At 64.8% G+C, this 22980-nt stretch carries 22 protein-coding genes; 7 read left to right on the plus strand and 15 right to left on the minus strand.

Annotated elements, in window-relative coordinates; all coding sequences use genetic code 11:
* Positions 1-111 precede the first annotated feature (111 nt).
* Positions 112-876, plus strand: a complete 765-nt coding sequence (locus J7I92_RS21175) for a DUF4191 domain-containing protein (protein WP_214843721.1) — start codon at positions 112-114, stop codon at positions 874-876.
* Between the two features lie 123 nt (positions 877-999).
* Positions 1000-1362, plus strand: coding sequence for a DUF3817 domain-containing protein (locus tag J7I92_RS21180; protein WP_396020439.1), 363 nt, complete (start codon positions 1000-1002; stop codon positions 1360-1362).
* A 12-nt stretch (positions 1363-1374) separates the two neighbouring features.
* Here the strand turns inward: J7I92_RS21180 and J7I92_RS21185 are convergent, their stop codons facing one another.
* Entirely contained in the window at positions 1375-1812 is a 438-nt protein-coding gene (locus J7I92_RS21185) for an RDD family protein (protein WP_214843722.1), read from the minus strand.
* A gap of 316 nt (positions 1813-2128) precedes the next feature.
* Here J7I92_RS21185 and glnA (J7I92_RS21190) point away from each other — a divergent pair, with 316 nt between their 5' ends.
* A complete protein-coding gene (gene glnA / locus J7I92_RS21190; RefSeq protein ID WP_214843723.1) occupies positions 2129-3553 on the plus strand; it encodes a type I glutamate--ammonia ligase in 1425 nt (474 codons plus the stop codon).
* 165 nt (positions 3554-3718) lie between these two features.
* Here the strand turns inward: glnA (J7I92_RS21190) and J7I92_RS21195 are convergent, their stop codons facing one another.
* The 4 genes from J7I92_RS21195 to glnA (J7I92_RS21210) form a co-directional block, all read right to left on the minus strand.
* A complete protein-coding gene (locus J7I92_RS21195) occupies positions 3719-4234 on the minus strand; it encodes a GNAT family N-acetyltransferase (RefSeq protein WP_214843725.1) in 516 nt (171 codons plus the stop codon).
* A gap of 35 nt (positions 4235-4269) precedes the next feature.
* Positions 4270-4683, minus strand: a complete 414-nt coding sequence (locus J7I92_RS21200; protein WP_214843727.1) for a VOC family protein — start codon at positions 4681-4683, stop codon at positions 4270-4272.
* Positions 4684-4755: 72 nt separating this feature from the next.
* Positions 4756-7767 carry a bifunctional [glutamine synthetase] adenylyltransferase/[glutamine synthetase]-adenylyl-L-tyrosine phosphorylase gene (locus J7I92_RS21205; protein ID WP_214843729.1) on the minus strand — a complete coding sequence of 1004 codons (3012 nt, stop codon included), beginning with the start codon at positions 7765-7767 and terminating at the stop codon, positions 4756-4758.
* A gap of 9 nt (positions 7768-7776) precedes the next feature.
* Positions 7777-9117: a type I glutamate--ammonia ligase gene (gene glnA, locus J7I92_RS21210; RefSeq protein WP_214843731.1), complete on the minus strand. Its 1341-nt coding sequence runs from the start codon at positions 9115-9117 to the stop codon at positions 7777-7779.
* Positions 9118-9383: 266 nt separating this feature from the next.
* On the opposite strand from glnA (J7I92_RS21210), the gene panB reads away from it, so the two are divergent.
* Positions 9384-10322 carry a 3-methyl-2-oxobutanoate hydroxymethyltransferase gene (gene panB / locus J7I92_RS21215; RefSeq protein ID WP_214843733.1) on the plus strand — a complete coding sequence of 313 codons (939 nt, stop codon included), beginning with the start codon at positions 9384-9386 and terminating at the stop codon, positions 10320-10322.
* A 48-nt stretch (positions 10323-10370) separates the two neighbouring features.
* On the opposite strand, the gene J7I92_RS21220 is transcribed toward panB, so the two are convergent.
* Positions 10371-10535 carry an SPOR domain-containing protein gene (locus J7I92_RS21220; protein ID WP_214843735.1) on the minus strand — a complete coding sequence of 55 codons (165 nt, stop codon included), beginning with the start codon at positions 10533-10535 and terminating at the stop codon, positions 10371-10373.
* A gap of 125 nt (positions 10536-10660) precedes the next feature.
* Here J7I92_RS21220 and map point away from each other — a divergent pair, with 125 nt between their 5' ends.
* Together map and ppgK are read left to right on the plus strand one after the other, a co-directional pair.
* Positions 10661-11539: a type I methionyl aminopeptidase gene (gene map, locus J7I92_RS21225; protein WP_214843737.1), complete on the plus strand. Its 879-nt coding sequence runs from the start codon at positions 10661-10663 to the stop codon at positions 11537-11539.
* 71 nt (positions 11540-11610) lie between these two features.
* Positions 11611-12414 carry a polyphosphate--glucose phosphotransferase gene (gene ppgK / locus J7I92_RS21230; RefSeq protein WP_214843739.1) on the plus strand — a complete coding sequence of 268 codons (804 nt, stop codon included), beginning with the start codon at positions 11611-11613 and terminating at the stop codon, positions 12412-12414.
* Between the two features lie 88 nt (positions 12415-12502).
* Here ppgK and nrdR read toward each other — a convergent pair whose 3' ends face one another.
* The 3 genes from nrdR to J7I92_RS21245 form a co-directional block, all read right to left on the minus strand.
* Complete coding sequence (gene nrdR / locus J7I92_RS21235) at positions 12503-13000, minus strand: transcriptional regulator NrdR (RefSeq protein WP_214843741.1); 498 nt, start codon at positions 12998-13000, stop codon at positions 12503-12505.
* A gap of 107 nt (positions 13001-13107) precedes the next feature.
* Positions 13108-14484 (minus strand): histidinol dehydrogenase, encoded by a 1377-nt coding sequence (hisD, locus tag J7I92_RS21240; RefSeq protein ID WP_214843743.1) that lies wholly within the window; start codon positions 14482-14484, stop codon positions 13108-13110.
* 67 nt (positions 14485-14551) lie between these two features.
* Entirely contained in the window at positions 14552-15196 is a 645-nt protein-coding gene (locus tag J7I92_RS21245; protein ID WP_214843745.1) for a hypothetical protein, read from the minus strand.
* A 181-nt stretch (positions 15197-15377) separates the two neighbouring features.
* Between J7I92_RS21245 and J7I92_RS21250 the strand changes: the two genes are divergently transcribed.
* Positions 15378-15836, plus strand: coding sequence for a flavin reductase family protein (locus J7I92_RS21250; RefSeq protein WP_251040287.1), 459 nt, complete (start codon positions 15378-15380; stop codon positions 15834-15836).
* A 19-nt stretch (positions 15837-15855) separates the two neighbouring features.
* Here J7I92_RS21250 and dnaE read toward each other — a convergent pair whose 3' ends face one another.
* From dnaE to J7I92_RS21280, 6 genes are all read right to left on the minus strand, one after another.
* Complete coding sequence (dnaE, locus tag J7I92_RS21255) at positions 15856-19413, minus strand: DNA polymerase III subunit alpha (RefSeq protein WP_214843749.1); 3558 nt, start codon at positions 19411-19413, stop codon at positions 15856-15858.
* A gap of 36 nt (positions 19414-19449) precedes the next feature.
* Positions 19450-20376, minus strand: a complete 927-nt coding sequence (locus tag J7I92_RS21260) for an RluA family pseudouridine synthase (RefSeq protein WP_214843751.1) — start codon at positions 20374-20376, stop codon at positions 19450-19452.
* The gene (gene lspA / locus J7I92_RS21265) at positions 20369-20935 is read right to left on the minus strand and encodes a signal peptidase II (RefSeq protein WP_214843753.1); all 567 of its coding nucleotides are present in this window, start codon (positions 20933-20935) and stop codon (positions 20369-20371) included. The genes J7I92_RS21260 and lspA overlap by 8 nt, the downstream gene beginning before the upstream one ends.
* A 149-nt stretch (positions 20936-21084) precedes the next feature.
* Positions 21085-21786: a DivIVA domain-containing protein gene (locus tag J7I92_RS21270; RefSeq protein WP_214843755.1), complete on the minus strand. Its 702-nt coding sequence runs from the start codon at positions 21784-21786 to the stop codon at positions 21085-21087.
* Between the two features lie 173 nt (positions 21787-21959).
* Positions 21960-22247: a YggT family protein gene (locus J7I92_RS21275; RefSeq protein ID WP_214843756.1), complete on the minus strand. Its 288-nt coding sequence runs from the start codon at positions 22245-22247 to the stop codon at positions 21960-21962.
* A 114-nt stretch (positions 22248-22361) separates the two neighbouring features.
* A complete protein-coding gene (locus tag J7I92_RS21280; RefSeq protein WP_214843758.1) occupies positions 22362-22898 on the minus strand; it encodes a cell division protein SepF in 537 nt (178 codons plus the stop codon).
* Positions 22899-22980 lie beyond the last annotated feature (82 nt).

Raw genomic sequence — 22980 nt, forward strand, 5'->3', positions numbered from 1 at the left:
CCTGATCGCAGCGCACTCCTAGGACCTTTCGTAACAAACGTGGCTGAGGGCCGGCACCGAAGCACTCCGGCGTCCGGCCCTCAGGCATAAATCACGTAGAATTAAGGCACTATGGCGAATTCCCCTGATTCCAGCAAACCGACTCCGGCAGCCTCCGACGCCCCGAAGCGCGGCCTCTTTTCCCGCAAGCCGAAAGAAGCCAAGGTCAAGAAGCCCAGCCGGCTGAAGCAGATCAACGAAGTCTTCCAGATGACTCGCCGCCACGACCCCATGGTGGTCTGGCTGATGCTGCTGGCGTTCCTCGGAGTCGTAGCCGTCAGCTTCCTGGTGGGCTTCCTCCTCGAAAACTGGATCACGGGCCTGATCATCGGCATTCCGCTGGGACTGCTTGCCGCCACCCTCATCCTTTCGCGCCGCGCTGAGCGCGCTGCCTTCGCCCAGATCGAGAACCAGCCCGGCGCTTCCGGTGCCGCTCTCGGCACGCTGAAGCGCGGCTGGATCACCGAAGACCAGCCGGTCGCCGTCAACCCCCGGACCCAGGACGCCGTTTTCCGCGCCATCGGCCGTCCCGGCGTCGTCCTGGTCAGTGAAGGCCCCACCCACCGTGTCCGGCCGCTCGTTGACGCCGAACGCAAGCGCCTCGCGCGCATCCTGCCCAACGTCACCATCCACGTGATCGAGAGCGGCCGCGGTGAAGGCCAGGTTCCCATCAGCCAGGTTGCCAAGAAGATGAACAAGCTGGACAAGGAACTCACCAAGCTTGAGGTAAGTGCGGTATCGAAGCGCATTTCCTCGCTGGGAACCCGCCTCCCCATTCCGAAGGGAATCGATCCCTACAAGGCACGGCCGGACCGCAAAGCAGCCCGCGGCCGCTAACCGCACCGTCAACGCCCCGGAGACCGGCCATCTGGCCGGCGACCGGGGCGTTTGCTTTGGCCCGTCCGCCTGCACCTTTGGCCTGCCACCACAAACTGCACCGCAATCAGAAACCGGAGTACCGTGAAACTGCCCTCGAAATCCGCCGTCATCCGCCTCTTCCGCGTCCTCGCCATCGCCGAAGCGTTCAGCTGGGCCACCCTGCTGACTGGGATGTACTTCAAATGGGTGGCGCAGACGACGGAGCTCGGTGTGGAGATTGCCGGACCGGTCCACGGTGTGCTGTTCATCGCCTACGGAGTCGTGGCCCTGGCGCTCTGGCGGACGCAGCGCTGGCCGTTCCGTGTGGCACTCTTCGCGGGGCTCGCTGCGGTGTTTCCCTTCGCCACGATCCTGTTCGAGCGCTGGGCAGGGAAGCGCGGCCATCTGACACCGGCCGACGGCGGCATGCGCCGGGCCCGCGAACACGAGACCGCGGGCGTATAGGCCCGCCAACAGCTACATGCGGACGAGGATGGTGTTCATCGCCTTATCGTGCAGGCCGCGGTGATCCGGATCAAAGATGACCGCGGGGATGACCAGGCACAGGAGGAGGGTTCGGATCAGCGCGGCCAGCGGCCCGGCGGGAGCGCCGCCGAGGCGGACCACGTGGATGCCAAGGAGCCGGTGTCCGATGCTGTAGCCGAGGGTTCCGATAAGGAGGATCTGCTCCGCCGCAAAGACAGCCAGCGTTGCCCACGGATCGCCGCCGAACGCGAAGTTGCTGATCAGGAGCGCCAGGCCCCAGTCGATGCAGATCGCAAGGATCCTGCGGCCGGCACGGGCCATCGACCCGCGGCCGGACTCCGGCAGGCCCAGCCGCTCCCCCGGGTACTTGGAAATACCGGACGTGTCCGGTCCGCTGAGCCAGGAGCCTATGTCTTTGCGATCTACCACGGATCAAGACTATCCGCTCCGGATACCCGGCAGTGAAGTCCGGAGAGAACTCCCGGCGTGACGTACAAATCCGGGCCGGAGTTCACACTCTGGATGCGGTTCGACCATCCTGTGGACACGGTATAGCTTTTACATATCAGGCGGTTACGTAACCTGCCGGAAACATAGCGGACATGGACGGGAAATCCCGTGTCCCTAGGGTGGTAACAGTTGCTAGCGAGTTAGGAGCGGGGGCACTTTTGTGTTTTCGCGCCGTCGGATTGCGCTGGACCACATGGCTTTCCAGCCAGTTATTACTTATGCGTAAGGAGCATAGATGTTCAAGACTGCGGACGAAGTCCTCAAGTTCATCAAGGACGAAGATATTAAGTTCGTCGATATCCGCTTCACCGACCTTCCTGGCGTGCAGCAGCACTTCAACGTCCCGGCAAAGAGCGTTGATGCGGACTTCTTCATCAACGGCCAGCTCTTCGACGGTTCGTCCATCCGCGGTTTCCAGGGCATCGCCGAGTCCGACATGCAGCTCATTCCGGATGTCACCACGGCATTCCTGGACACGTTCCGCATGGAGAAGACCCTCGCGCTGAACTTCTCCATCGTGAACCCCCGCACCGGTGACCCCTACCACCGCGACCCCCGCGGCGTAGCCGAGAAGGCAGAGGCCTACCTCGCCTCCACCGGCATCGCCGACACCGCGTTCTTCGCACCCGAGGCCGAGTTCTTCGTGTTCGACAACGTCCAGTACCAGTCTTCCCCGCAGGGCAGCTTCTACAAGATCGACTCTGAAGAAGCCCACTGGAACACCGGCCGTGAAGAAGAAGGCGGAAACCTGGGCTACAAGACCCCCGTCAAGGGCGGTTACTTCCCGGTCTCCCCCACCGACAAGCAGGCCGACCTGCGCGATGCCATGTGTGTCGCCCTGGACGAGGCCGGCCTTGAGGTCGAGCGCAGCCACCACGAAGTAGGCTCCGCCGGCCAGGCTGAGATCAACTACAAGTTCACCACGCTGACGCACGCTGCTGACGACCTGCAGAAGTTCAAGTACGTCATCAAGAACACCGCTGACGCCTGGGGCAAGTCGGTCACCTTTATGCCGAAGCCGGTCTTCGGCGACAACGGCTCGGGCATGCACTGCCACCAGTCGCTGTGGAACGGCGGCGAGCCGCTGTTCTACGACGAGAAGGGCTACGCCGGCCTGTCCGACACCGCCCGCTGGTACATCGGCGGCCTGCTGAAGCACTCCAACGCCGTGCTGGCCTTCACCAACCCGACTGTGAACTCCTACCGCCGCCTGGTCAAGGGCTTCGAAGCCCCGGTCAACATGGTCTACTCCCAGGGCAACCGCTCCGCCGGTATCCGTATCCCCATCACGGGTTCCAACCCGAAGGCGAAGCGCATCGAGTTCCGCGCTCCGGACCCCTCCTCCAACCCGTACCTGGCGTTCGCTGCCCAGCTGATGGCCGGCATTGACGGCATCCGCAACCGCATCGAGCCCCCGGCTCCGATCGACAAGGACCTCTACGAGCTCCCCGCCGAGGAAGCCAAGGACATCCCCAAGGCTCCGGGCAGCCTCGAGGAAGCACTCGAAGCACTGGCCGAGGACAACGAGTTCCTCCAGGCCGGCGGCGTGTTCACCCAGGACCTGATCGATACCTGGATCGAGTACAAGTACGAGTACGAGATCCGTCCGCTGTCCCTGCGCCCGAACCCCTACGAGTTCGAGCTCTACTACGGCGTCTAGTCAGGCACGGGCAGTCCCCGCCTGATCGACCCAAAAGTCCGCTTGTGCTGCTTCGGCAGCGCAGGCGGACTTTTTTGTGCCGGCCGTGCCGCGCCGCCCCGGGAAGGACGCGAAACGGCTTCCGCCCGACACCCCTGGCCTTCCGTACTTTGGGTTCATCGCCGCTTAGAAAGCGCGGTACATGGTCCGCTGCGCTCCGGCTCCGCCGCCAAGGTACTGCCCCCGGTCTTCGAAGCCCGCCTTGCGGTAGGCAGCCTGCCCGGCCGGGTTGCGTTCGTTCACTGAAAGGACGACGCCGGCCTCTTCCCCGCCCAGCCGGGCCGTCAGTTTCGCGGCCTCCCGGACAGCAGCCGCGGCCGCGAGGGTGCCCATTCCCTGGCCCTGGCGGTTCCGGTCAATCAGGAACCCCCGCAGGAGCCACACGGAGTCATCGCCCGTCCACCCCGCAAGCGAAGCCGCGCCGCGTTGCAGGGTGAGCACACCCACCGCGCTTCCGCCGGAGTCCACCACATAGGGAAACCGCGAATCCTCCTGCAATGCCACCAGCATCATGCGCAGGGGATCCCCGGCGAACTCCTGTTGCCCCGGCGCTAGTTCCAGTTCCGCAACTTCGCCGAGTTTGACGGCCCTTGCGTCGTCGTCGAGGCTCTTCAGGGCGATGAGCCACACGGAATCAGGCATGGACTGAGCCTATCCGTAGGTAGCGGGGGCAGGCGCTACTCGGCCTCCGCCGGCGCTCCGGCGGGGTCCATCCAGAAGACCTCCCACAGGTGGCCGTCCGGGTCCTGAAAGCTGTGGTTGTACATAAAGCCGTAGTCCTGGGCTTCCTGTGACGGAGTTCCGCCGGCAGCAAGGGCCTTCCGGACTGTCTGGTCCACGGCCTCCCTGCTGTCAACCGAGAAGGCAACGATGGCTTCGGCGGCGTTGCCGGTGTCGGCTAGGCCCTTGGACATGAAGGTCCTGAAGTAGCCTTCCACCAGCAGCATGACGTACGCGTCGTCGTTGACGATCATGCAGGTGGCGTTTTCATCGGTGAAGTCCGGGTTAAAGGAAAAGCCGAGCGCGGTGAAGAACTCGACTGACCGGTTGAGGTCCCTGACGGGAAGATTCAGAAAGAGTTGGGTGGCCATGCGCTCAAACTAGCATCCGCCCCGTTCCGTGTCAGCCCCTCGGAAGGCGTTCGGCCGGCGTCGAAGCAGACTCTACTGGCCGTAGAATACCCGGTCGAAAACGGCTCGGGTCCGCCGGCTCAGCCTCAGGTAGTCCTCTTCGAGCGTTGCCGCGTTGCCCGGCTTGTAGCCGCACCACCTGGCCACAGCCTCAAGGTCCCTGCGGGAGGAGGGCAGGAGGTCGGAAGCGCGGCCCGTCCAGATAACGTTGGCAGAGCGGATGCGGCTCGCCAGCCGCCACGCCTGGAGCAGCAGCTCAGCCTCGTCCGGCGCCAGGTAACCCAAAGAAGCGGCGGCCTCGAGCGCCGGGACCGTGGACGTGGTCCGGAGCTCCGGGTGCTTTCCCGCATGCTGCAGTTGCAGCAGCTGCACAAGCCACTCGACGTCGCTCAGGCCCCCGCGGCCCAGCTTGAGGTGCCGCGCCGGATCCGCTCCACGGGGCAGCCGCTCCGCTTCGACGCGTGCCTTGATACGGCGGATTTCCCGCACGTCCTTCTCGGACAGTTCGGCCGGATAGCGGATCGGGTCGATCAGCTCCACGAAGTCGGCGGCAAGGTCGTCGTCCCCGGCGATGGGCAAGGCCCGCAGCAGTGCCTGGGCTTCCCAGACCAGCGACCACTGGCGGTAATACTCCGCGTAGGAATCCAGGGACCGGACCATGGCGCCGTTCTTGCCTTCGGGCCGCAGATCGGCATCCACCATCAGCACGCGCTCGGCGAGGATCGCCGGTTTCAGCGGCTGGGTCAGGAGCTTGGAAATGTGGCCCACGATCTGGGCTGCCTGGTGCTGCGCCTCCTCCTCGGGAACGCCGGGCAGGCCGCGGTGCACGTACATCACGTCGGCATCCGAGCCGTAGCCGATTTCCCGGCCGCCCTGCCGGCCCATGGCGATCACGAGGACGCGTGTCTTGAGCGGGCCCGATGCGGAGACGATTCCTTCGGCCACCCGGAGGGCGCCCAGGACTGCCGCGCGATCCGTGTCCGCGAGGGCCGCCCCCACCTGGTCCTGCTCCAGCAGGCCGGCGCTGTCCGCAATGGCCACCCGGAGGATCTCCCGGCGCCGGATCAGCCGGATGAGCCGCATGGCACTTTCCGGGTCCTCGTGCCGCGACATCTTTGAGGTGATCTCCAGCCACTGTGCCTCGAACCCCAGCGGGGCAAGATCCTTGTCCGTCCCCAGCCACGCCACCGATTCCGGGGACACTTCGAGGAGGTCCGCGATCAGCCGGGAGTTGGAGAGCACATGGCACAGCCGCTCGGCGGCCGCCGTCGAGTCCCGCAGCATCCCCAGATACCAATGGGTTGTTCCGAGTGCCTCGCTCACCCGGCGAAAACCCAGCAGTCCGGCGTCGGGGTCCACGCCGTCGGCGAGCCATCCCAACAGGATGGGCAGCAGCTGGCGCTGCAGCGCCGCACGCCGGCTTACTCCGGCGGTGAGCGCCTCGATGTGCCGCATGGCCCCTTGCGGATCCAGATACCCCAAGGCGGCCAGGCGCCCCTGTGCAGCCTCCGGCGTCAGCCGCGCGTCTTCACTGCTCAGTTTGGCGGCAGTGTTCAGCAGCGGACGGTAGAAGATGCGCTCGTGCAGTTCACGGACTGACCGCTTGGTTTTCTGCCAGGCCGCCAGCAGGGCATCGGGGTGCGGGCGTTCACGGGCGAACGGTCCAAGCACGGCCTTGGCGAGGGACCGCAGGGCGTCCTCCCTGACCGGCATGAGGTGAGTGCGCCGCAGCTGGAACAGCTGAATCCGGTGCTCAAGGAGCCGCAGGTACCGGTAGGCATGGTCGAATTCCGCGGCGTCGGTGCGCCCGATGTAGCCGCCGGTCGAGAGCGCAGCGATGGCCGAGGTGGTGTCGCGATGCCGGAGGGATTCATCGGCCTTGCCGTGCACCAACTGCAGCAGTTGGACGGTGAATTCGACGTCCCGCAGTCCGCCGCGCCCGAGTTTAATCTGGCGCTGTTCCTCGTCTGCCGGAATATTGTCCGTAACCCGGCGGCGCATGGCCTGCACGGACTCCACAAAGCCATCCCGGTTCGCCGAACCCCAGATCAGGGGCAGGACAGCCGCCTCATAGCGGGCGCCCAGTTCTGCGTCACCGGCAATGGTCCGGGCTTTCAGGAGTGCCTGGAACTCCCAGCTGTCGGCCCAGCGCGCGTAGTAGGTCTGGTGGGATGCGAGCGTCCGCACCAGCGGTCCGGATTTGCCCTCCGGCCGCAGGTTGGCGTCCACTTCCCAGAGGCCAGGCTCCCGGCCGATCGACATGATGGCGCGCGAGATTCCGGTGGCAAGGGCTGTGCCGATGGTATTTGCGCCTGCTTCGTCCAGCCCGTCTGCTTCAATCACGTAGATGACGTCGACGTCGGAGATGTAGTTGAGTTCACGGGCACCGCATTTGCCCATGCCGATGACCGCCAGCCCGACGTCGGCGACTTCCGCCGCGTCGAACTGCTCACCAGCTTCGGCGCGGGAAACGGCCAGGGCCGCCTCGATGGCGGCACCCGCGAGGTCTGCCAGTTCGGCGCCGGCGGCGGGCATGAAGTCCAGGGGGTCGGCTGCGCAGAGGTCCTTGACGGCAAGGTCGACGACGCCCCGGCGGTACGCCGTCCGGAGCGCGGCGTACGCTTCCGGTCCGGACAGCCCGGCCACCGGCCTGCGCGCCTTCGGGTCCGCCTGCACGGACCGCAGGAGGCCGGCCCGGAGTTCCGCGGCGTCGGCGGGCACCGGCTCGGGACTGGCCACCACGTCAAAGGCCTCAAGGTGCTCCGGGTGGCGGATCAGGAATTCGCCCAGGGCTTCGGAGGCCCCCAGGACCCGGTACAGCGGCTCGCTCGTATCGATGTCCGCCGCGGCGAGTTTCCGGAGGTCCGGATGCTTTTCGATCAGGCGCACCAGGGACTGCAGAGCGGTATCGGGGCTGGCGGCAAGGTGGAAGCCCGCGAACAGGACATCCTGGTCGATGCCTTCCAGCTCCGGGGCAGCCAGGAACCGCTCCCCCTTTTCCAGGTCACTGAAACCGGCGGAGATCAGGCGACGGGCAAGGCTCACCGTGGCCGCCTAGAGGATGCCGAGATTGCGCTGCAGTTCGTAGGGAGTCACCTGGAGACGGTAGTCCTGCCATTCGGCGCGCTTGTTGCGCAGGAAGTACTCGAACACCTGCTCGCCGAGGATCTGCGGCATGAGCTCGGAATCCTCCATTGACCTGATGGCGTCGTGGAGGCTGGCGGGCAGCGGGTCGTGGCCCATTGCCCGGCGCTCGGCCGAGCTCAGCGACCAGATGTCGTCCTCGGCCGCGGCGGGAATGTCGTAGCCCTCTTCGATGCCCTTGAGGCCGGCACCGAGCAGGACGGCGTAGGCGAGGTAGGGGTTGGCTGCGGAGTCGATGCCGCGGTACTCAATGCGCGCGGACTGGCCCTTGCCCGGCTTGTACAGCGGGACACGCACCAGTGCCGAGCGGTTGTTGTGGCCCCAGCTCAGGTAGCTGGGGGCCTCGCCGCCGCCCCAGAGCCGCTTGTAGGAGTTCACGAACTGGTTGGTCACGGCGGTGAACTCGGGCGCGTGCTTCAGGATGCCCGCAATAAACTGTTTGGCTGTCTTGGACAGCTGGAATTCCGCGCCGGCTTCGTAGAAGGCATTGGTGTCGCCTTCGAAGAGGGAAAAGTGCGTGTGCATTCCCGAGCCGGGGTGCGCGGTGAACGGTTTCGGCATAAACGTGGCGTAGGTGCCCTGCTGCAGGGCGACCTCCTTGATGACGGTGCGGAACGTCATGATGTTGTCCGCCGTCTGCAGGGCGTCGGCGTAGCGCAGATCGATCTCGTTCTGGCCGGGACCGGCTTCATGATGGCTGAACTCGACGGAAATGCCCACGGACTCGAGCATGGTGACGGCGGTGCGCCGGAAATCCTGGGCGACGCCGCCCGGGACGTGGTCAAAGTAGCCGCCCTCGTCGACGGGGATGGGCGAACCGTCCGGGCCGGGCTCCTGCGACTTCAACAGGTAGAACTCGATCTCGGGGTGCGTGTAGCAGGTGAAGCCCATGTCCGCGGCTTTGGCGAGGGTGCGCTTGAGGACGTTGCGGGGATCCGCCGCGGAGGGCTCGCCGTCGGGCGTCAGGATGTCGCAGTACATCCGCGAGGTCTGTTCCGTCTCCCCGCGCCACGGCAGGATCTGGAACGTGGACGGGTCCGGCTGCGCCAGCATGTCGGATTCAAAGACGCGGGCCAGGCCCTCGATGGCGGAGCCGTCAAAGCCCAGGCCTTCCTCGAAGGCGCCTTCAACCTCGGCTGGGGCAAGCGCAACAGACTTGAGTGAACCTACGACGTCCGTGAACCAAAGACGCACGAACCGCACGTCGCGCTCTTCGATAGTCCGCAGGACAAACTCTTGCTGGCGGTCCATTATGGCCTCTTCTCCGGATCAACATTTTGATGCCCCGGGTCCGTATTCTTAGAGCCGGCGGCAGCTCAAGATTCACTTTACTAAGCATTCCGGCCGAATGTTGGAGCTGGACCTCCGCGTAACACAGCGTTAACACGCGCACCTGTCCGTTGCGCCGGACAACAGCGCTGCGGTGGGCCCCGGCGGCCGCGTTTTGTGACGCGATTCACCGGCAGGGGCCCGTCGTCCGGTAGCTAGGACGCACGGTACCGCACTACGCTCTAGCCATGGCCACAAGCAACAGCTCCGATTCCAGCATGTCCGCCGAAGTACCTGCTCCCTACGGCACCGGCCCCTCCCGCCCGGGCGTCACGCCGTCGGCGACTACCAGCCAATCGGACACGACAAGCCAAACGGACAGCAAGAAGCCGGTGGGGCGCGTGCGGACGCACCACCTGCAGCAGGCCAAAACCAAGGGTGAGCACTTTGCCATGCTCACGGCCTACGAACAGTACACCGCCGAGATCTTCGACGAAGCGGGCATCGAGGTGCTCCTGGTCGGCGACTCCGCCTCCAACAACGTCTTCGGAAACGAAACCAGCCTCCCCGTCACGGTGGACGAACTGCTTCCGCTGTGCCGTGCCGTTGCACGCTCGGCCAAGCGGGCCCTGGTGGTGGCGGACCTTCCGTTCGGAAGCTACGAGGTTTCAGCAGAGCAAGCCGTGGCCACCGGCGTCCGCTTCCTCAAGGAAGGACTCGCCCATGCCGTGAAGATCGAAGGCGGCAGGTTCTACGCGGACACCGTCCGGGCCATGGTTCAAGCCGGCATTCCGGTCATGGCGCACATCGGCTTCACACCGCAGAGCGAACATTCCCTGGGCGGTTACCGGGTGCAGGGCCGCGGCGATGACGCCCAGCGGCTGATTGACGACGCCGTCGCCCTCGCCGATGCCGGTGCCTTCAGCGTGCTGATGGAAATGGTCCCGGCGGCCACGGCCGCGGCGGTCGACGCCGCCATTGCCGTTCCGACCGTCGGCATCGGTGCCGGCAACGCGACCACCGGCCAGGTGCTGGTCTGGCAGGACATGGCCGGGCTCCGCGGAGGAAAGATGGCCAAGTTCGTCAAGCAGTACGCCGACCTGCGGACGTCCCTCAGCAGCGCGGCAAAGGCTTATGGCGATGACGTACGCACGGGCCAGTTCCCGGGGCCGGAGCACTCGTTCTAAGCAGGCCTAAGCAGGCGCCGGATCATCCATGGATGATTCGGGCCGCACCTAGTCTTCGTCGTCCTTTTCCCATGCCTCGTTGCGTGCTTTGACCTTCTCCAGCGCATGCTCGGCGTCGGTACGTGTTTTGTACGGTCCGATGAGCTGGGTCCAGTCGGACAGGGCGTCTTCTTCAACCTCGTGGGTTTTGACGTTGTACCAATACTCGGTCATTGCTTCTCCTCGCATCGTGGCGGCGCGTGCCCGGGCGGGAGTGATCCACGTAACGTAAAGCTCCATCGGGTTCCGATCCGGCTGTCCGTTACATGGGCTTCCACACCGCCTTATATGATCAATCTATGCCTTCTCTCGCCTCGACTGCACCCACCGGCACACTGGTCCCTGGAACCGTCAGCCCGCGACTGCCCGTTCCGGCATCGGTTCCGCGTCCCGAGTATGTAGGCAAGCCGGGGCCGGAGAAATTCACCGGCTCGGAAGTGAAGTCCGCGGAAACCATCGAGAAGATCAGGATCGCCAGCCAGATCGCGGCGCAGGCCATTGTGGAGGTCGGCAAGCACATCGAGCCGGGCGTCACCACGGACCAGCTCGACAGGATCGGCCACGAGTTCCTTCTGGACCACAACGCCTATCCCTCAACACTGGGCTACCGGGGCTTCCCCAAGTCGCTGTGCTCCTCGCTGAACGAAGTGATCTGTCACGGAATACCGGACAGCACCGTGGTCCAGGACGGTGACATCCTTAATATCGACATCACCGCCTTCATCGGCGGCGTCCACGGTGACACCAACTTCACATTCCTGGTGGGCGACGTCGACGAAGAGTCCCGGCTGCTGGTGGAACGCACCAGGGAATCGCTGAGCCGTGCCATTAAAGCAGTTGCTCCCGGACGCGAAATAAACGTCATCGGCCGCGCCATCCAGTCCTACGCCAAGCGTTTCGGCTACGGTGTTGTCCGGGATTTCACGGGACACGGTGTGGGCGAGGCGTTTCACACCGGCCTGATCATTCCGCATTACGATGCGGCTCCGGCCTACAACACGGTCATGGAGACCGGGATGGTCTTCACCATCGAGCCCATGCTGACGCTGGGCACGGTTGAGTGGGACATGTGGGCCGACGAGTGGACCGTGGTGACACGGGATCGCAAACGCACCGCCCAGTTCGAGCACACCCTGCTGGTCACAGAGTCCGGCGCCGAGATCCTGACGCTTCCCTGATTTCCCGCCCGGCCCCACCGGGATTTTTATCACCCTGCCCATTTCCCGCCCACAGCACGAACGGAATCACATTGGCCAAGAAGGACGACAAGTCAACCAAGAACGCACCGCTGATCGGCATTGATATTGGCGGCACCGGAATCAAGGGCGGCATCGTCGACCTCAAAAAAGGCAAGCTCGTGGGCGACCGCTTCCGCGTTCCCACCCCGCAGCCGGCCACTCCGGAGTCCGTTGCCGAAACGGTGGCCGCTGTCGTCGAGGAGCTCAACGCACGGCCGGACGCTCCAGCCTTCGATTCCCCGATCGGAGTGACCTTCCCGGGCATCATTCAGCACGGTGTGGTTCACTCGGCAGCCAACGTCGACAAGTCCTGGCTCAACACGGACATCGACACCCTCCTGACGAAGCGCCTGGGCCGTCCAGTGGAGGTCATCAACGACGCCGATGCCGCCGGCCTCGCCGAAGCCCGCTACGGCGCCGGTGAGGGAGTCTCCGGGACGGTCCTGGTGATCACGCTCGGCACCGGCATCGGTTCGGCCTTCATCTTCAACGGCAAGCTCGTGCCGAACGCGGAACTCGGGCACCTCGAGATCGACGGCTTCGACGCCGAGAGCAAGGCTTCGGCGGTTGCCCGCGAACGTGACGGCCTGAGCTGGACGGAATACAGCGTGCTCCTGCAGCGCTACTTCTCCCACGTCGAGTTCCTGTTCTCCCCCGAACTGTTCATCGTCGGCGGCGGCATCTCGAAGCGCGCGGACGAGTACCTGCCGCACATGAAGCTGCGTACGCGGATCGTTCCGGCCGAGCTCAAGAACGACGCCGGCATTGTCGGTGCCGCGATCGAGGTCGCGCTGACGCACAAACTGGCCAAGTAGCAGGAACGGCCGGCGGTGACCGCCGGCCGTTCCTCGGACTTGGTGCCGGTGGCGGCCTCGGCTTCCCCTCCGCTGCCACCACCGGAGTCTAGAGCGGGCTCTTCTCGGAGTTCTGGCCCTTGGCCGCTTTGGCTTCCACTTCCGCCTCATGGCGAAGGATGGAAATTGCCGTCTCAAAATCCTCGAGCGACTCGAACGCCTGGTACACGCTTGCGAAGCGCAGGTAAGCCACTTCATCCAGTTTCTGGAGCGGGCTGAGAATGGCAAGGCCCACTTCATGGGCATCGATTTCGGCAGCGCCGGACGCTCGGATTGTTTCCTCGACCTCCTGCGCCAGCATCGCGAGGTCGTCCTCGGTCACAGGGCGGCCCTGGCATGCTTTGCGGACGCCGTTGATTACTTTGCTCCGGCTGAAAGGCTCGCCTACGCCCGACCTCTTAATGACGGAGAGGCTGGTGGTTTCCACGGTCGTGAAGCGGCGGCCGCATTCGGGGCACTGCCGGCGACGGCGGATGGCCGAACCGTCGTCGGCCATCCGGCTGTCCACGACGCGGGAATCAGGGTTGCGGCAGAACGGGCAATGCACGTTGTTTCCTTCCCCTGGCCGGAACACTGGCCGGAATACATTTTTCCAACCTCAGTTTACGACTACATGTAGCCGAATAACAATCCTGTAATTACTACATGTAGTGGTCAGTCGTTTCCGGCGAAGCGGGCCGTCACAGCTTCACCGTGGGCCGGCAGGTCCTCGGCCCCGGCGAGGCTGACGATGTGCCCGCTGACTTTTTCGAGCGCCGGCTTGCTGTAGTTGACCACCTGGATGGCACGAAGGAACGTTGTCACGTTCAAGCCTGACGAGAAGGCGGCCGTGCCGCTGGTGGGCAGCACGTGGTTGGACCCGGCGCAGTAGTCCCCCAGGCTGACGGGGCTGTAGTCACCCACGAAGATCGCCCCCGCGTTGCGGATCCGGGCCGCTACAGCCGGCGCGTCGGCTGTCATGATCTCCAGGTGCTCCGCGGCGTAGGCATCGCACGCTGCGATTCCCTGTTCCAGGTCGTCCACCAGCACCACGCCGGACTGCGGGCCGGACAGCGCCTCCTTCACCCGCGCGGAGTGCTTGGTCAGGCCAGCCTGCACGTCGAGCTCGGCCCGCACGGCCTCGGCGAGGTCCACTGAATCCGTGATGAGAACGGACGCCGCCTTCGGATCGTGTTCAGCCTGGCTGATGAGGTCGGCGGCCACGAGCGACGGGCGGGCGCTGCTGTCCGCAAGGATGGCAATCTCCGTGGTGCCGGCCTCGGAATCGATGCCGACAACACCCTTGACCAGACGCTTCGCGGTGGAGACAAAGATGTTCCCGGGTCCGGTTACGACATCCACCGGTTCCAGGGCTTCATCCGGATCCGCCGCGGGAACACCGTAGGCGAAGGCCGCGATGGCCTGGGCGCCCCCGATGGCGTAGACCTCGTCGATGCCCAGCAGGGCCGCCGCGGCCAGGATGGTGGGGTGCGGAAGTCCCCCAAAGTCTTTTTGGGGCGGCGACGCCAAGGCAATGGAAGCCACGCCGGCGGCCAGCGCCGGGACAACGTTCATGACGACCGACGACGGGTAGACCGCCAGCCCGCCCGGGACGTACAGCCCGACGCGGCTCACGGGCACCCAGTTCTGGCTGACGACGGCGCCCTCGCCGAGTTCGACGTCGATGTTGGCCGGCCGCTGGCCGTCGGCGAACCTGCGCGCGCGGCTGATGGATTCCTCCAAGGCGGCCCGCACCCCGGGATCCAGGTTTTCCAGCGCCGCGCGCAGCGCGTCGCCGGGCACCCTCGGGTGTTCCTGCTCGACGCCGTCGAACGCCCTCGCAAACTCGCTCAGCGCCGCGAAGCCGCGGGAGCGGACGGCCGTGATGATGTCGGTAACCTTCTGCTCGGCATCGGCAACGGTCTGGTGCCGGGCACGGGGCACCGCGGCGCGGAGCCCGGCCAGGGAGAGCCGCTGGCCGCGCAGATCAATGGTGCGGTAGCTGATGGCCGGGTCGGTGTTCTGGGCGGGGCTGTCCGAAGAAATGGTCACCAGCCCATTTTACGTGCCGCACGGAGCGCTTCTTTCCGTGTTAAGCCAGCGCCTGGTCCGCCGGGGCCTAGCCGTCGTGTGACGGCGGCGTGCCCAGGAGGCTGAGCAGGTTCACCACGAAGACCGCTATGGCCACGGCTGCCGGCCAGACCGCCAGCACAGCGAAGGCACGGAGCGAGAACGCAATGCTGGCATTCGGGGCGGTGTCCTCCGCTGCACCCCACCATTGGCCTGCCAGCATGCCGGCCTGCCAAGCAACAACGGCGCCCACGGCTCCGGCAGCCACAGCGAGGACCACCGTTCGGGGCGCCACAGCGCCGCTTCGCTTTCCGTTGAGCAGGAACCCCGTCAGGCATCCCGCCAGCAGGAACAGGCCGGCAAGGACCAGGTCCCGGGGAAGCCAGCCCTCCGGGTTCGTACCGGTAGCCAGGGCGGGGTCGCCGCTTAAAAGGTTCTGTCCGCCCGGGGCAAGCAGCCACCAAAGAAGCCCCACCGGGATCCCTGCCGCGGCAATGACCGCCAGTGCCCGCCACGGTGCCCGGTGGCCGTCCCCGTGGTGTGGTTTGCCCTCCGTCAACGCCTCGGATCGCTGGCTTCCCGGCGCTGTATCCCCGTCAGCGCGGTAAAGTTCACCATAGGCGGGAATGCGTCCGGCGGCCGCGGAAGGCTTCGGATTCTGCGGAACCGGGCCGGCGCCTGATGGCTGTGTCATGAAACAAACATTAACAAACGTTCACCGGCGTCAAACAAATGACGCAGCAGGTAACCATGTCACCGGCAGCGCAGGACGCCCCATACGCTGGCAGGCAGGACCCAACCAGGATCAGGTTTCAGCAGGGAGTTAGAGCACAGTGACCTCAGACAACGCAGCCTTCGAAGGCACGTTCAAGGAGATGTTCCGCCGGCATGCGGCCGGCGTGGCAATTATCACGGTGAACTATAACGGCACCCCGTTCGGATTCACGGCCACGTCGGTGGCCTCATTGTCGGCCCAGCCGCCCCGCTTCACCTTCAACATGGCCCGCAGCTCGAGTTCATGGCCCGCCGTGGCAAACACCACGCACATCGGCGTGCACATGCTGGGGCTGGACAACCAGGAACTCGCTGACCGCTTCGCCCGCACCAAGAACCGTTTCGAGGGCGATCACTGGGCACTCGGACCCCACGACGTGCCCATCCTCAAAGACGTGGCCGGCTGGCTGATCGGCAAAATCCAGATGCGCCTGTCTTTTGAGAACAACGCCGTCGTGGTGGTGGAGGTCGTGGAAGGCGAGGTGGGCGAGGACGGCACGCCGCTCCTGTACCACTCCGGCTCCTACAGCCAGCCCGTCCCCCTCGATTACGAAATCTGAGGACCGGACCCTGCCGGGGCTAGTTGTCCAGGCAGGTCGGGCCCAGGAGCACCTTGAGGTCGCCGAAAAGTGACGGGCTGGGGTTGACCCTCAGGTGCACCGGCAGGCCCATGACCTCCACCCGCGTGTCTCCCTGCAGGTGCAGGCGCACTTCGGAGTTGCCGCGGTGCGTCCGCAGCACGTCGCCGAGCTCCGTGACAACCGCTTCGGTGGCCTTGTGCGTCTGCATGGTGATCACCAACGGACCGTTCAGTCCCTCGCTCAGGTCCGGTACGGAAAGTTCCATGCAGTTCAGGGCAATAGCGCCGTCGTCGCGGCGCTGAAGCCGGCCCTTGACCACTACGATGAGGTCTTCGGCCAGCACGGAGGCAATCGGCCCGTAGACCTGGCCGAAGAACATGACCTCCATGGAGCCGCCGAGGTCTTCGATCTCGGCGCGGGCATAGGCGTTGCCGCTGGCTTTAGCGATCCGCCGGCTCAGCGAAGTGATCATCCCTGCGATGGTGACGATGGCGCCGTCGTGCGGGCCGTCCTCGGCGATGATGGAGGTGATCGACTGGTCGGCATGCTGGCTCAGCAGCCCTTCGAGCCCCTGCAGCGGGTGGTCCGACACGTAGAGGCCCAGCATGTCGCGTTCGAAGGAGAGTTTGTCCTTCTTCTCCCATTCGGGAAGGTCGGGGATCTCGATGCTCAGGGACGCCTCCGATTCCGCCTCTTCGAAGCCGGCAAAGAGGTCGAACTGGCCGATCGCTTCATTGCGCTTGAGCGTAATGACGGAGTCGATGGCTTCTTCGTGGATCATCGCCAGGGCTCGCCGGTGGTGTCCCAGGGAGTCGAAGGCCCCGGCCTTGATGAGGGATTCGATCGTGCGCTTGTTGCACACCACCGCGGGCACCTTCATCAGGTAGTCCTTGAACGAGGTGTAGGAGCCTTCCTTTTCGCGCGCGGCCACCATGGCTTCGACGACGTTGACGCCGACGTTGCGGATCGCGCCCATGCCGAAGCGGATGTCGTTCCCCACGGGAGTGAAGTTGAGCGCAGACTCGTTGACGTCCGGCGGCAGCACGGTGATGCCCATGCGGCGGCATTCGTTGAGGTAGATCGCCGACTTGTCCTTGTCGTCGCCCACGGAGGTCAGCAGGGCGGCCATGTACTCCGGCGCGTAGTGCGCCTTCAGGTAGGCGGTCCAGTAGGAGATGACGCCGTAGGCGGCCGAGTGCGCCTTGTTGAAGGCGTAGTCGGAGAACGGGAGCAGGATGTCCCAGAGGGTCTTGACCGCGGCCATGGAGTAGCCGTTGTCCTGCATGCCCTGGGAGAACCCGGCAAACTGCTTGTCCAGCTCGGATTTCTTCTTTTTGCCCATGGCGCGGCGCAGGATGTCGGCCTGGCCCAGGGTATAGCCGGCCAGTTTCTGCGCCACGGCCATAACCTGTTCCTGGTAGACGATCAGGCCGTAGGTGGTGCCCAGGATCTCCTTCAGCGGCTCCTCGAGCTCGGGATGGATCGGAATGACTTCCTGGATTTTGTTCTTGCGCAGGGCGTAGTCGGTGTGCGCGTTCGCGCCCATCGGTCCCGGCCGGTACAGGGCCAGCACGGCGGAGATGTCTTCGAAGTTGTCAGGCTTCATCAGCTTGAGCAGCGAACGCATGGGGCCGCCGTCGAGCTGGAACACACCAAGGGTGTCGCCGCGGGCCAGCAGTTCATAGGAGGCGGCGTCGTCAAGGGCCAGGGTTTCGAGGTCAAGGTCCACGCCGCGGTTCATCTTGATGTTTTCCAGGGCGTCGGAAATGATCGTCAGGTTCCGCAGGCCCAGGAAGTCCATCTTGATCAGGCCGAGGCCTTCACACGTGGGGTAGTCGAACTGCGTAATGACCTGGCCGTCCTGGATGCGGCGCATGATCGGGATGACATCGATGATCGGGTCCGAGGACATGATCACGCCTGCGGCGTGCACGCCCCACTGCCGCTTCAGGCCTTCAATGCCGAGCGCCGTCTCGAAGACCTTCGCCGCTTCGGGGTCGGTGGCGATGAGCTGGCGGAAGTCCCCTGCCTCGCTGTAACGCTTGGACTCGGGGTTCTGGATGTCAGCTAGCGGAATGTCCTTGGCCATCACGGCCGGCGGCAGGGCCTTGGTCAGCTGTTCACCCATGCTGAAGGGGTATCCCAGCACGCGCGAGGAGTCCTTGAGCGCCTGTTTGGTCTTGATCGTGCCGTAGGTGACGATCATGGCGACGCGTTCGTCGCCGTACTTGCGCGTCACGTAGTCGATCACTTCGGAGCGGCGCCGGTCATCGAAGTCGACGTCGAAGTCAGGCATCGAGACGCGGTCCGGGTTCAGGAAGCGCTCGAAGATGAGGCCGTGCTCCAGCGGGTCCAGGTCGGTGATGCGCATGGCGTATGCCACCATGGAGCCTGCACCGGATCCACGTCCCGGACCCACGCGGATGCCGTTGTTCTTGGCCCAGTTGATGAAGTCGGCCACCACCAGGAAGTAGCCGGGGAAGCCCATGGACGTGATGACGCCGAGCTCGTAGTCCGCCTGCGTCCGCACCTTGTCCGGCACCCCGCCGGGGTAACGGTATTCGAGGCCCTTGGCCACCTCCTTGACCAGCCAGGAGGTCTCGTCCTCACCGGGCGGACAAGGGAAGCGCGGCATGTAGTTGGCGCCGGTGTTGAAGGACACCTCGCAGCGTTCGGCGATCAGGAGGGTGTTGTCGCACGCCTCAGGATGGTCGCGGAAAAGCTCCCGCATTTCCTGCGGCGACTTCAGGTAGTAGCCGCTGCCCGAGAAGGCGAACCGGGAGCCGCCGTTGTCGTAGGTCGGCTCCAGGAGCGTCGAGCCGGACTGGATGGCCAGCAGGGCCTCGTGGGCCTTGGCGTCGTGCTCGTGGGTGTAATGAAGGTCGTTGGTGGCCACCAAGGGCAGGTTGAGTTCCTTGGCCAGGCGCAGCAGGTCGCCGGTGACCCGCCGTTCGATGTCCAGGCCGTGGTCCATGAGTTCGCAGAAGTAGTTTTCCGCGCCGAAGATGTCGCGGAACTCGGCCGCGGCCTCAAGGGCCTCCCGGTACTGCCCCAGCCGGAGCCTGGTCTGGACTTCACCGGACGGGCAGCCCGTGGTGGCTATCAGGCCTGCGGAATAGGTGTTCAGCAGTTCCCGGTCCAGCCGCGGCCACTTGCCGAAGACAGCGTCCAGGGAAGCGATGGAAGAGGCCCGGAAGAGGTTCCGCATGCCCACGTTGTTGTAGCTGAGCAGGGTCATGTGGGTGTAGGAGCCACCGCCGGAGATGTCGTCCTTGCGCTGGTTCTCCTCGCCCCAGCGGACACGGCTCTTGTCGGTGCGGGCCGTTCCGGGGGTTACGTAGGCTTCGACGCCGATGATCGGCTTGATGCCCTGGTCCGTGGCCCGCTTCCAGAAGTCGAAGGCGCCAAAGAGGTAACCGTGGTCGGTGGTGGCCAGTGCGGGCATGCCCAGCCGCTCGGTTTCCTGGAACAGCTCGCCGAGCCGGGCGGCGCCGTCCAGCATCGAGTACTCGGTGTGGTTGTGGAGATGGACAAACGAGTCGTTGCTGGAAGTCACCGGACCATTCTAGTGCCGCCCGCCGACAGTTCAGGCTCAGGCCTGCCCGGAGCCGAGGATTTCCAATGCGTACGCCAGGTCCTGCGGGTACTCGCTGGTCACGGTCACGCGCTCCCCCGTGCGGGGGTTGTCGAACGCGAGCTGCCGGGCGTGGAGCCACTGCCGGGTGAGGCCCAGCGTTGCGGCCAGGCGGGGGTCCGCACCGTAGGTCAGGTCTCCGGCGCACGGGTGCCGCAGCGCGGAAAAGTGGACGCGGATCTGGTGGGTGCGGCCCGTTTCCAGGTGCACTTCCACGAGCGACGCCTTGCCGAAGGCCTCCAGGACCTCGTAGTGGGTCACCGAGTCGCGGCCGTCCTCCAGGACAGCGAAGCGCCAGTCGTGGCCCGGGTGTCGGCCGATGGGGGCGTCAATGGTGCCCGCGAGCGGATCCGGCAGTCCCTGCACCACTGCGTGGTAGACCTTGTCCACCGTGCGGTCCTTGAAGGCACGTTTGAGGGCCGTATAGGCACGTTCCGACTTGGCCACCACCATCACTCCGGAGGTGCCGACGTCGAGCCGGTGCACGATTCCGGCACGTTCGGGGGCACCCGACGTCGAAATCCGGTAGCCCAAGCCGGCCAGGCCGCCTACGACGGTGGGCCCCACCCAGCCCGGGGACGGGTGGGCGGCGACACCGACCGGCTTGTCGATGACCACAAAGTCTTCGTCGTCCAGCAGTACCTTCAGGCCTTCCACAACTTCCTCCACGACTTCCAGGGGGTCCCGCCGTTCGGGAACAACAACATCCAGCACGGCGCCGGAGGCAAGCTTCAAGGATTTCCCCACGGCCTTGCCCGCGGAACTGACGTTGCCTTCGGCGATCAGCGTGGCCGCCTGGGAGCGCGATATTCCCATCAGCCTGGCGAGCCCGGCGTCCACGCGCAAACCTGCCAGTTCTTCCGGGACGGTGAGTCTCTCAGGCATCCTGGCCCCCCGCCTGCTTCTGGAGGCGTGAACCGTCGAGGGAGATGCCTCGCAGGGTCAGCAGGCAAATGATCGCGACGGCGCAGACCACAGCCGAATCGGCAATGTTGAAGATGGCAAAATTGGGCAGCTGGATGAAGTCCACCACGTGGCCCTGGGCGAAGGACGGCTCGCGGAACAGCCGGTCGGTAAGGTTGCCCAGCGCACCGCCCAGGAGCAGGCCAAGCGCCAGCGCCCACCAGGCCGACCCAAGCTTGCGCAGCTGGAGGAGAATGGCGATCGAGACGCCGGCCATGATGATGGTGAACACCCAGGTCACGTTTTCGCCGATGGAAAACGCCGCTCCCGAGTTCCGGATGTAGTACCAGTGCAGCAGCGGCGGCAGCACCGGGATCCGCTCCCCCTCAACCATGGTACTGGTGACCCACAGTTTGGTGAGCTGGTCGAAGACGTAGGCGAACACCGCGAAGCCTGTGAAGAGCGTCAGCAGGAACGCCTTTCGCGGCAGGGCTTGCGTCGGTGCTGGCTGCGCTGCGGCAGGTGCTGAGTCGTCAGTCATAAAGCTTTCATTCAGGAGCCAGTCCCGGGACTGGAAGGAAGTTGCTCTTGCCGGCCACTAACCGCGCGGGCGGCTGGTCCCGCCGGCGGCTGTTAATGGCAAAAGCCGGCGGCCGAGGAGTCCTCAGCCACCGGCTTTCAGAATACTTGCTAAACGGCGGGGCTGCCGTCGGTAACCTCCGGCGCAGCCACGGAACCGCGTGCATCCAGGTCGCGGAGCTGGCCTTCGATGTAGGCCTTCAGGCGCGAACGGTAGTCGCGCTCGAAGCCGCGCAGTTGCTCTACCTTGCGCTCCAGCACGGACCGCTGCTGCTCCAGGGCGCCCAGGATCTTGCGGGACTTCTCCTGCGCGTCGTTGACAAGGCTGCTGGCTTCGATCTGCGCCTCGGCGATGATCTTGTCCTTTTGCTGCTGGCCGTCGGCCACGTGCTTGTCGTGCATCTGCTGTGCCATGGCCAGAAGGCCGGCAGCGGACTCGGCGGTCGGGTTGACCGCGGCAGGTGAAGCCGGTGCGGGAACAGCTGCAACCGCGGTTGCCGGCTCAGCAGCCTTCTTCTTCGCTTCAGCGGCCTTGGCCTCGGCTTCCGCCGCCTTGGCGCGGGACTCGTCCTTTTCAGCCTTGACCGGCGCGGGGACCTTTTCCACTACCGGCGCCGCTACTGCGGAGCTGGCAGGCGTACCTGAGCCGCTCTCGGCAAGCTTCTTGCGAAGCTCATCGTTCTCCTGGTTCAGGCGGCGCAGTTCAACGACGATTTCGTCCAGGAAGTCGTCAACTTCGTCCTGGTCGTAGCCTTCGCGGAACTTGGTCGGCTGAAAGCGCTTGTTGACAACGTCTTCTGGCGTCAAAGCCATCTGGTCACCTCGTTGGTCTAGTTAGTCAGTAGGCCTTCCGGCCGTCAAAACTACGGTACCTAAATATGGTCTGGTTCCTCTAATTCAACACTGAGGTGTCAAACCGAGTTTCTGCGCGACGCCTCGGGTGGCGGTTCCCCGCCCCGCTGCTGCCCCGCAAGCTCTAATGCAAGTTACGCGAAGGACCTCACGATTGTCATTGCCACGCTGATAGCGATGAACAACAGCAAAAACCCGAGATCCAGCGAAACCCCGCCCAGCCGAAGCGGCGGGATCCGGCGCCTCAGCACCTTCAGGGGCGGATCCGTGACGGAGTAGACAGCGTGCGCGGTCACGAGTGCGGCCCCCCTGGGCCTCCACTCATGGGCAAACATCTGCACCCAGTCGAAGACCAAACGGATGATCAGGGCCACAAATACAAACAATAAAGCCAAATAGATGAGTCCGAAAACAATTCCCATGAGTTATCTCATATCTCCATGTTCATTCCGGATACCGCAGTGTCCTGTTGCCGTTCTCATCTATTTCAGCACAGATGCCAGACAGGTGTCCTGCCTGGCATTTGGGGTCCCGGGCTAGCTCTGGTTGAAGAAGCTTGCCTGGGTCTCGCTGGCCTTCTTGTCATCGCCGATGACCTCAACATAGGACGGCGAGAGCAGGAACACTTTGTTCGTCACCCGCTCGATGCTGCCGCGGAGGCCAAACACCAGTCCGGCCGAGAAATCCACCAAGCGTTTGGCGTCGGCTTCACCCATGTCCGTGACGTTCATGATGACGGGGATGCCGTCACGGAAGCTCTCGCCGATCAGCTTGGCATCGTTGTAGGACCGCGGATGGATCGTGGTGATCTGGCGGAGTCCGGTGGTCTCTTCGCGGCTCGAGGCCGCGCGCTTGATAGGTGTCACAGGTGCGCGATATTCCTCTTCGGCGGCGTGTGGAGTCGGTGTCTCCCGGCTGACCTCGCGGACGGGCGCCGGCGCCCGGCGTTCCTCGCGGTCATGCTCCATTGAATCGTCCTCGTCCTTGTGCGGTGTGTGGTGCTCAGACTCGTAATGTTCATCGCCGTCGGCGAGCCCAAGATAGATCATTGTCTTGCGCAGAGCGCCAGCCATGGTCGACTCCCTAATCGTGTCCGTAAGCGGGCCGCTGAGTTGACTTGACAGCATTGGAATCCCCGCCATTCTCTTCCAATGC

The organism is Arthrobacter sp. ISL-72 (genome assembly GCF_018613755.1).
Lineage (GTDB): Bacteria > Actinomycetota > Actinomycetes > Actinomycetales > Micrococcaceae > Arthrobacter.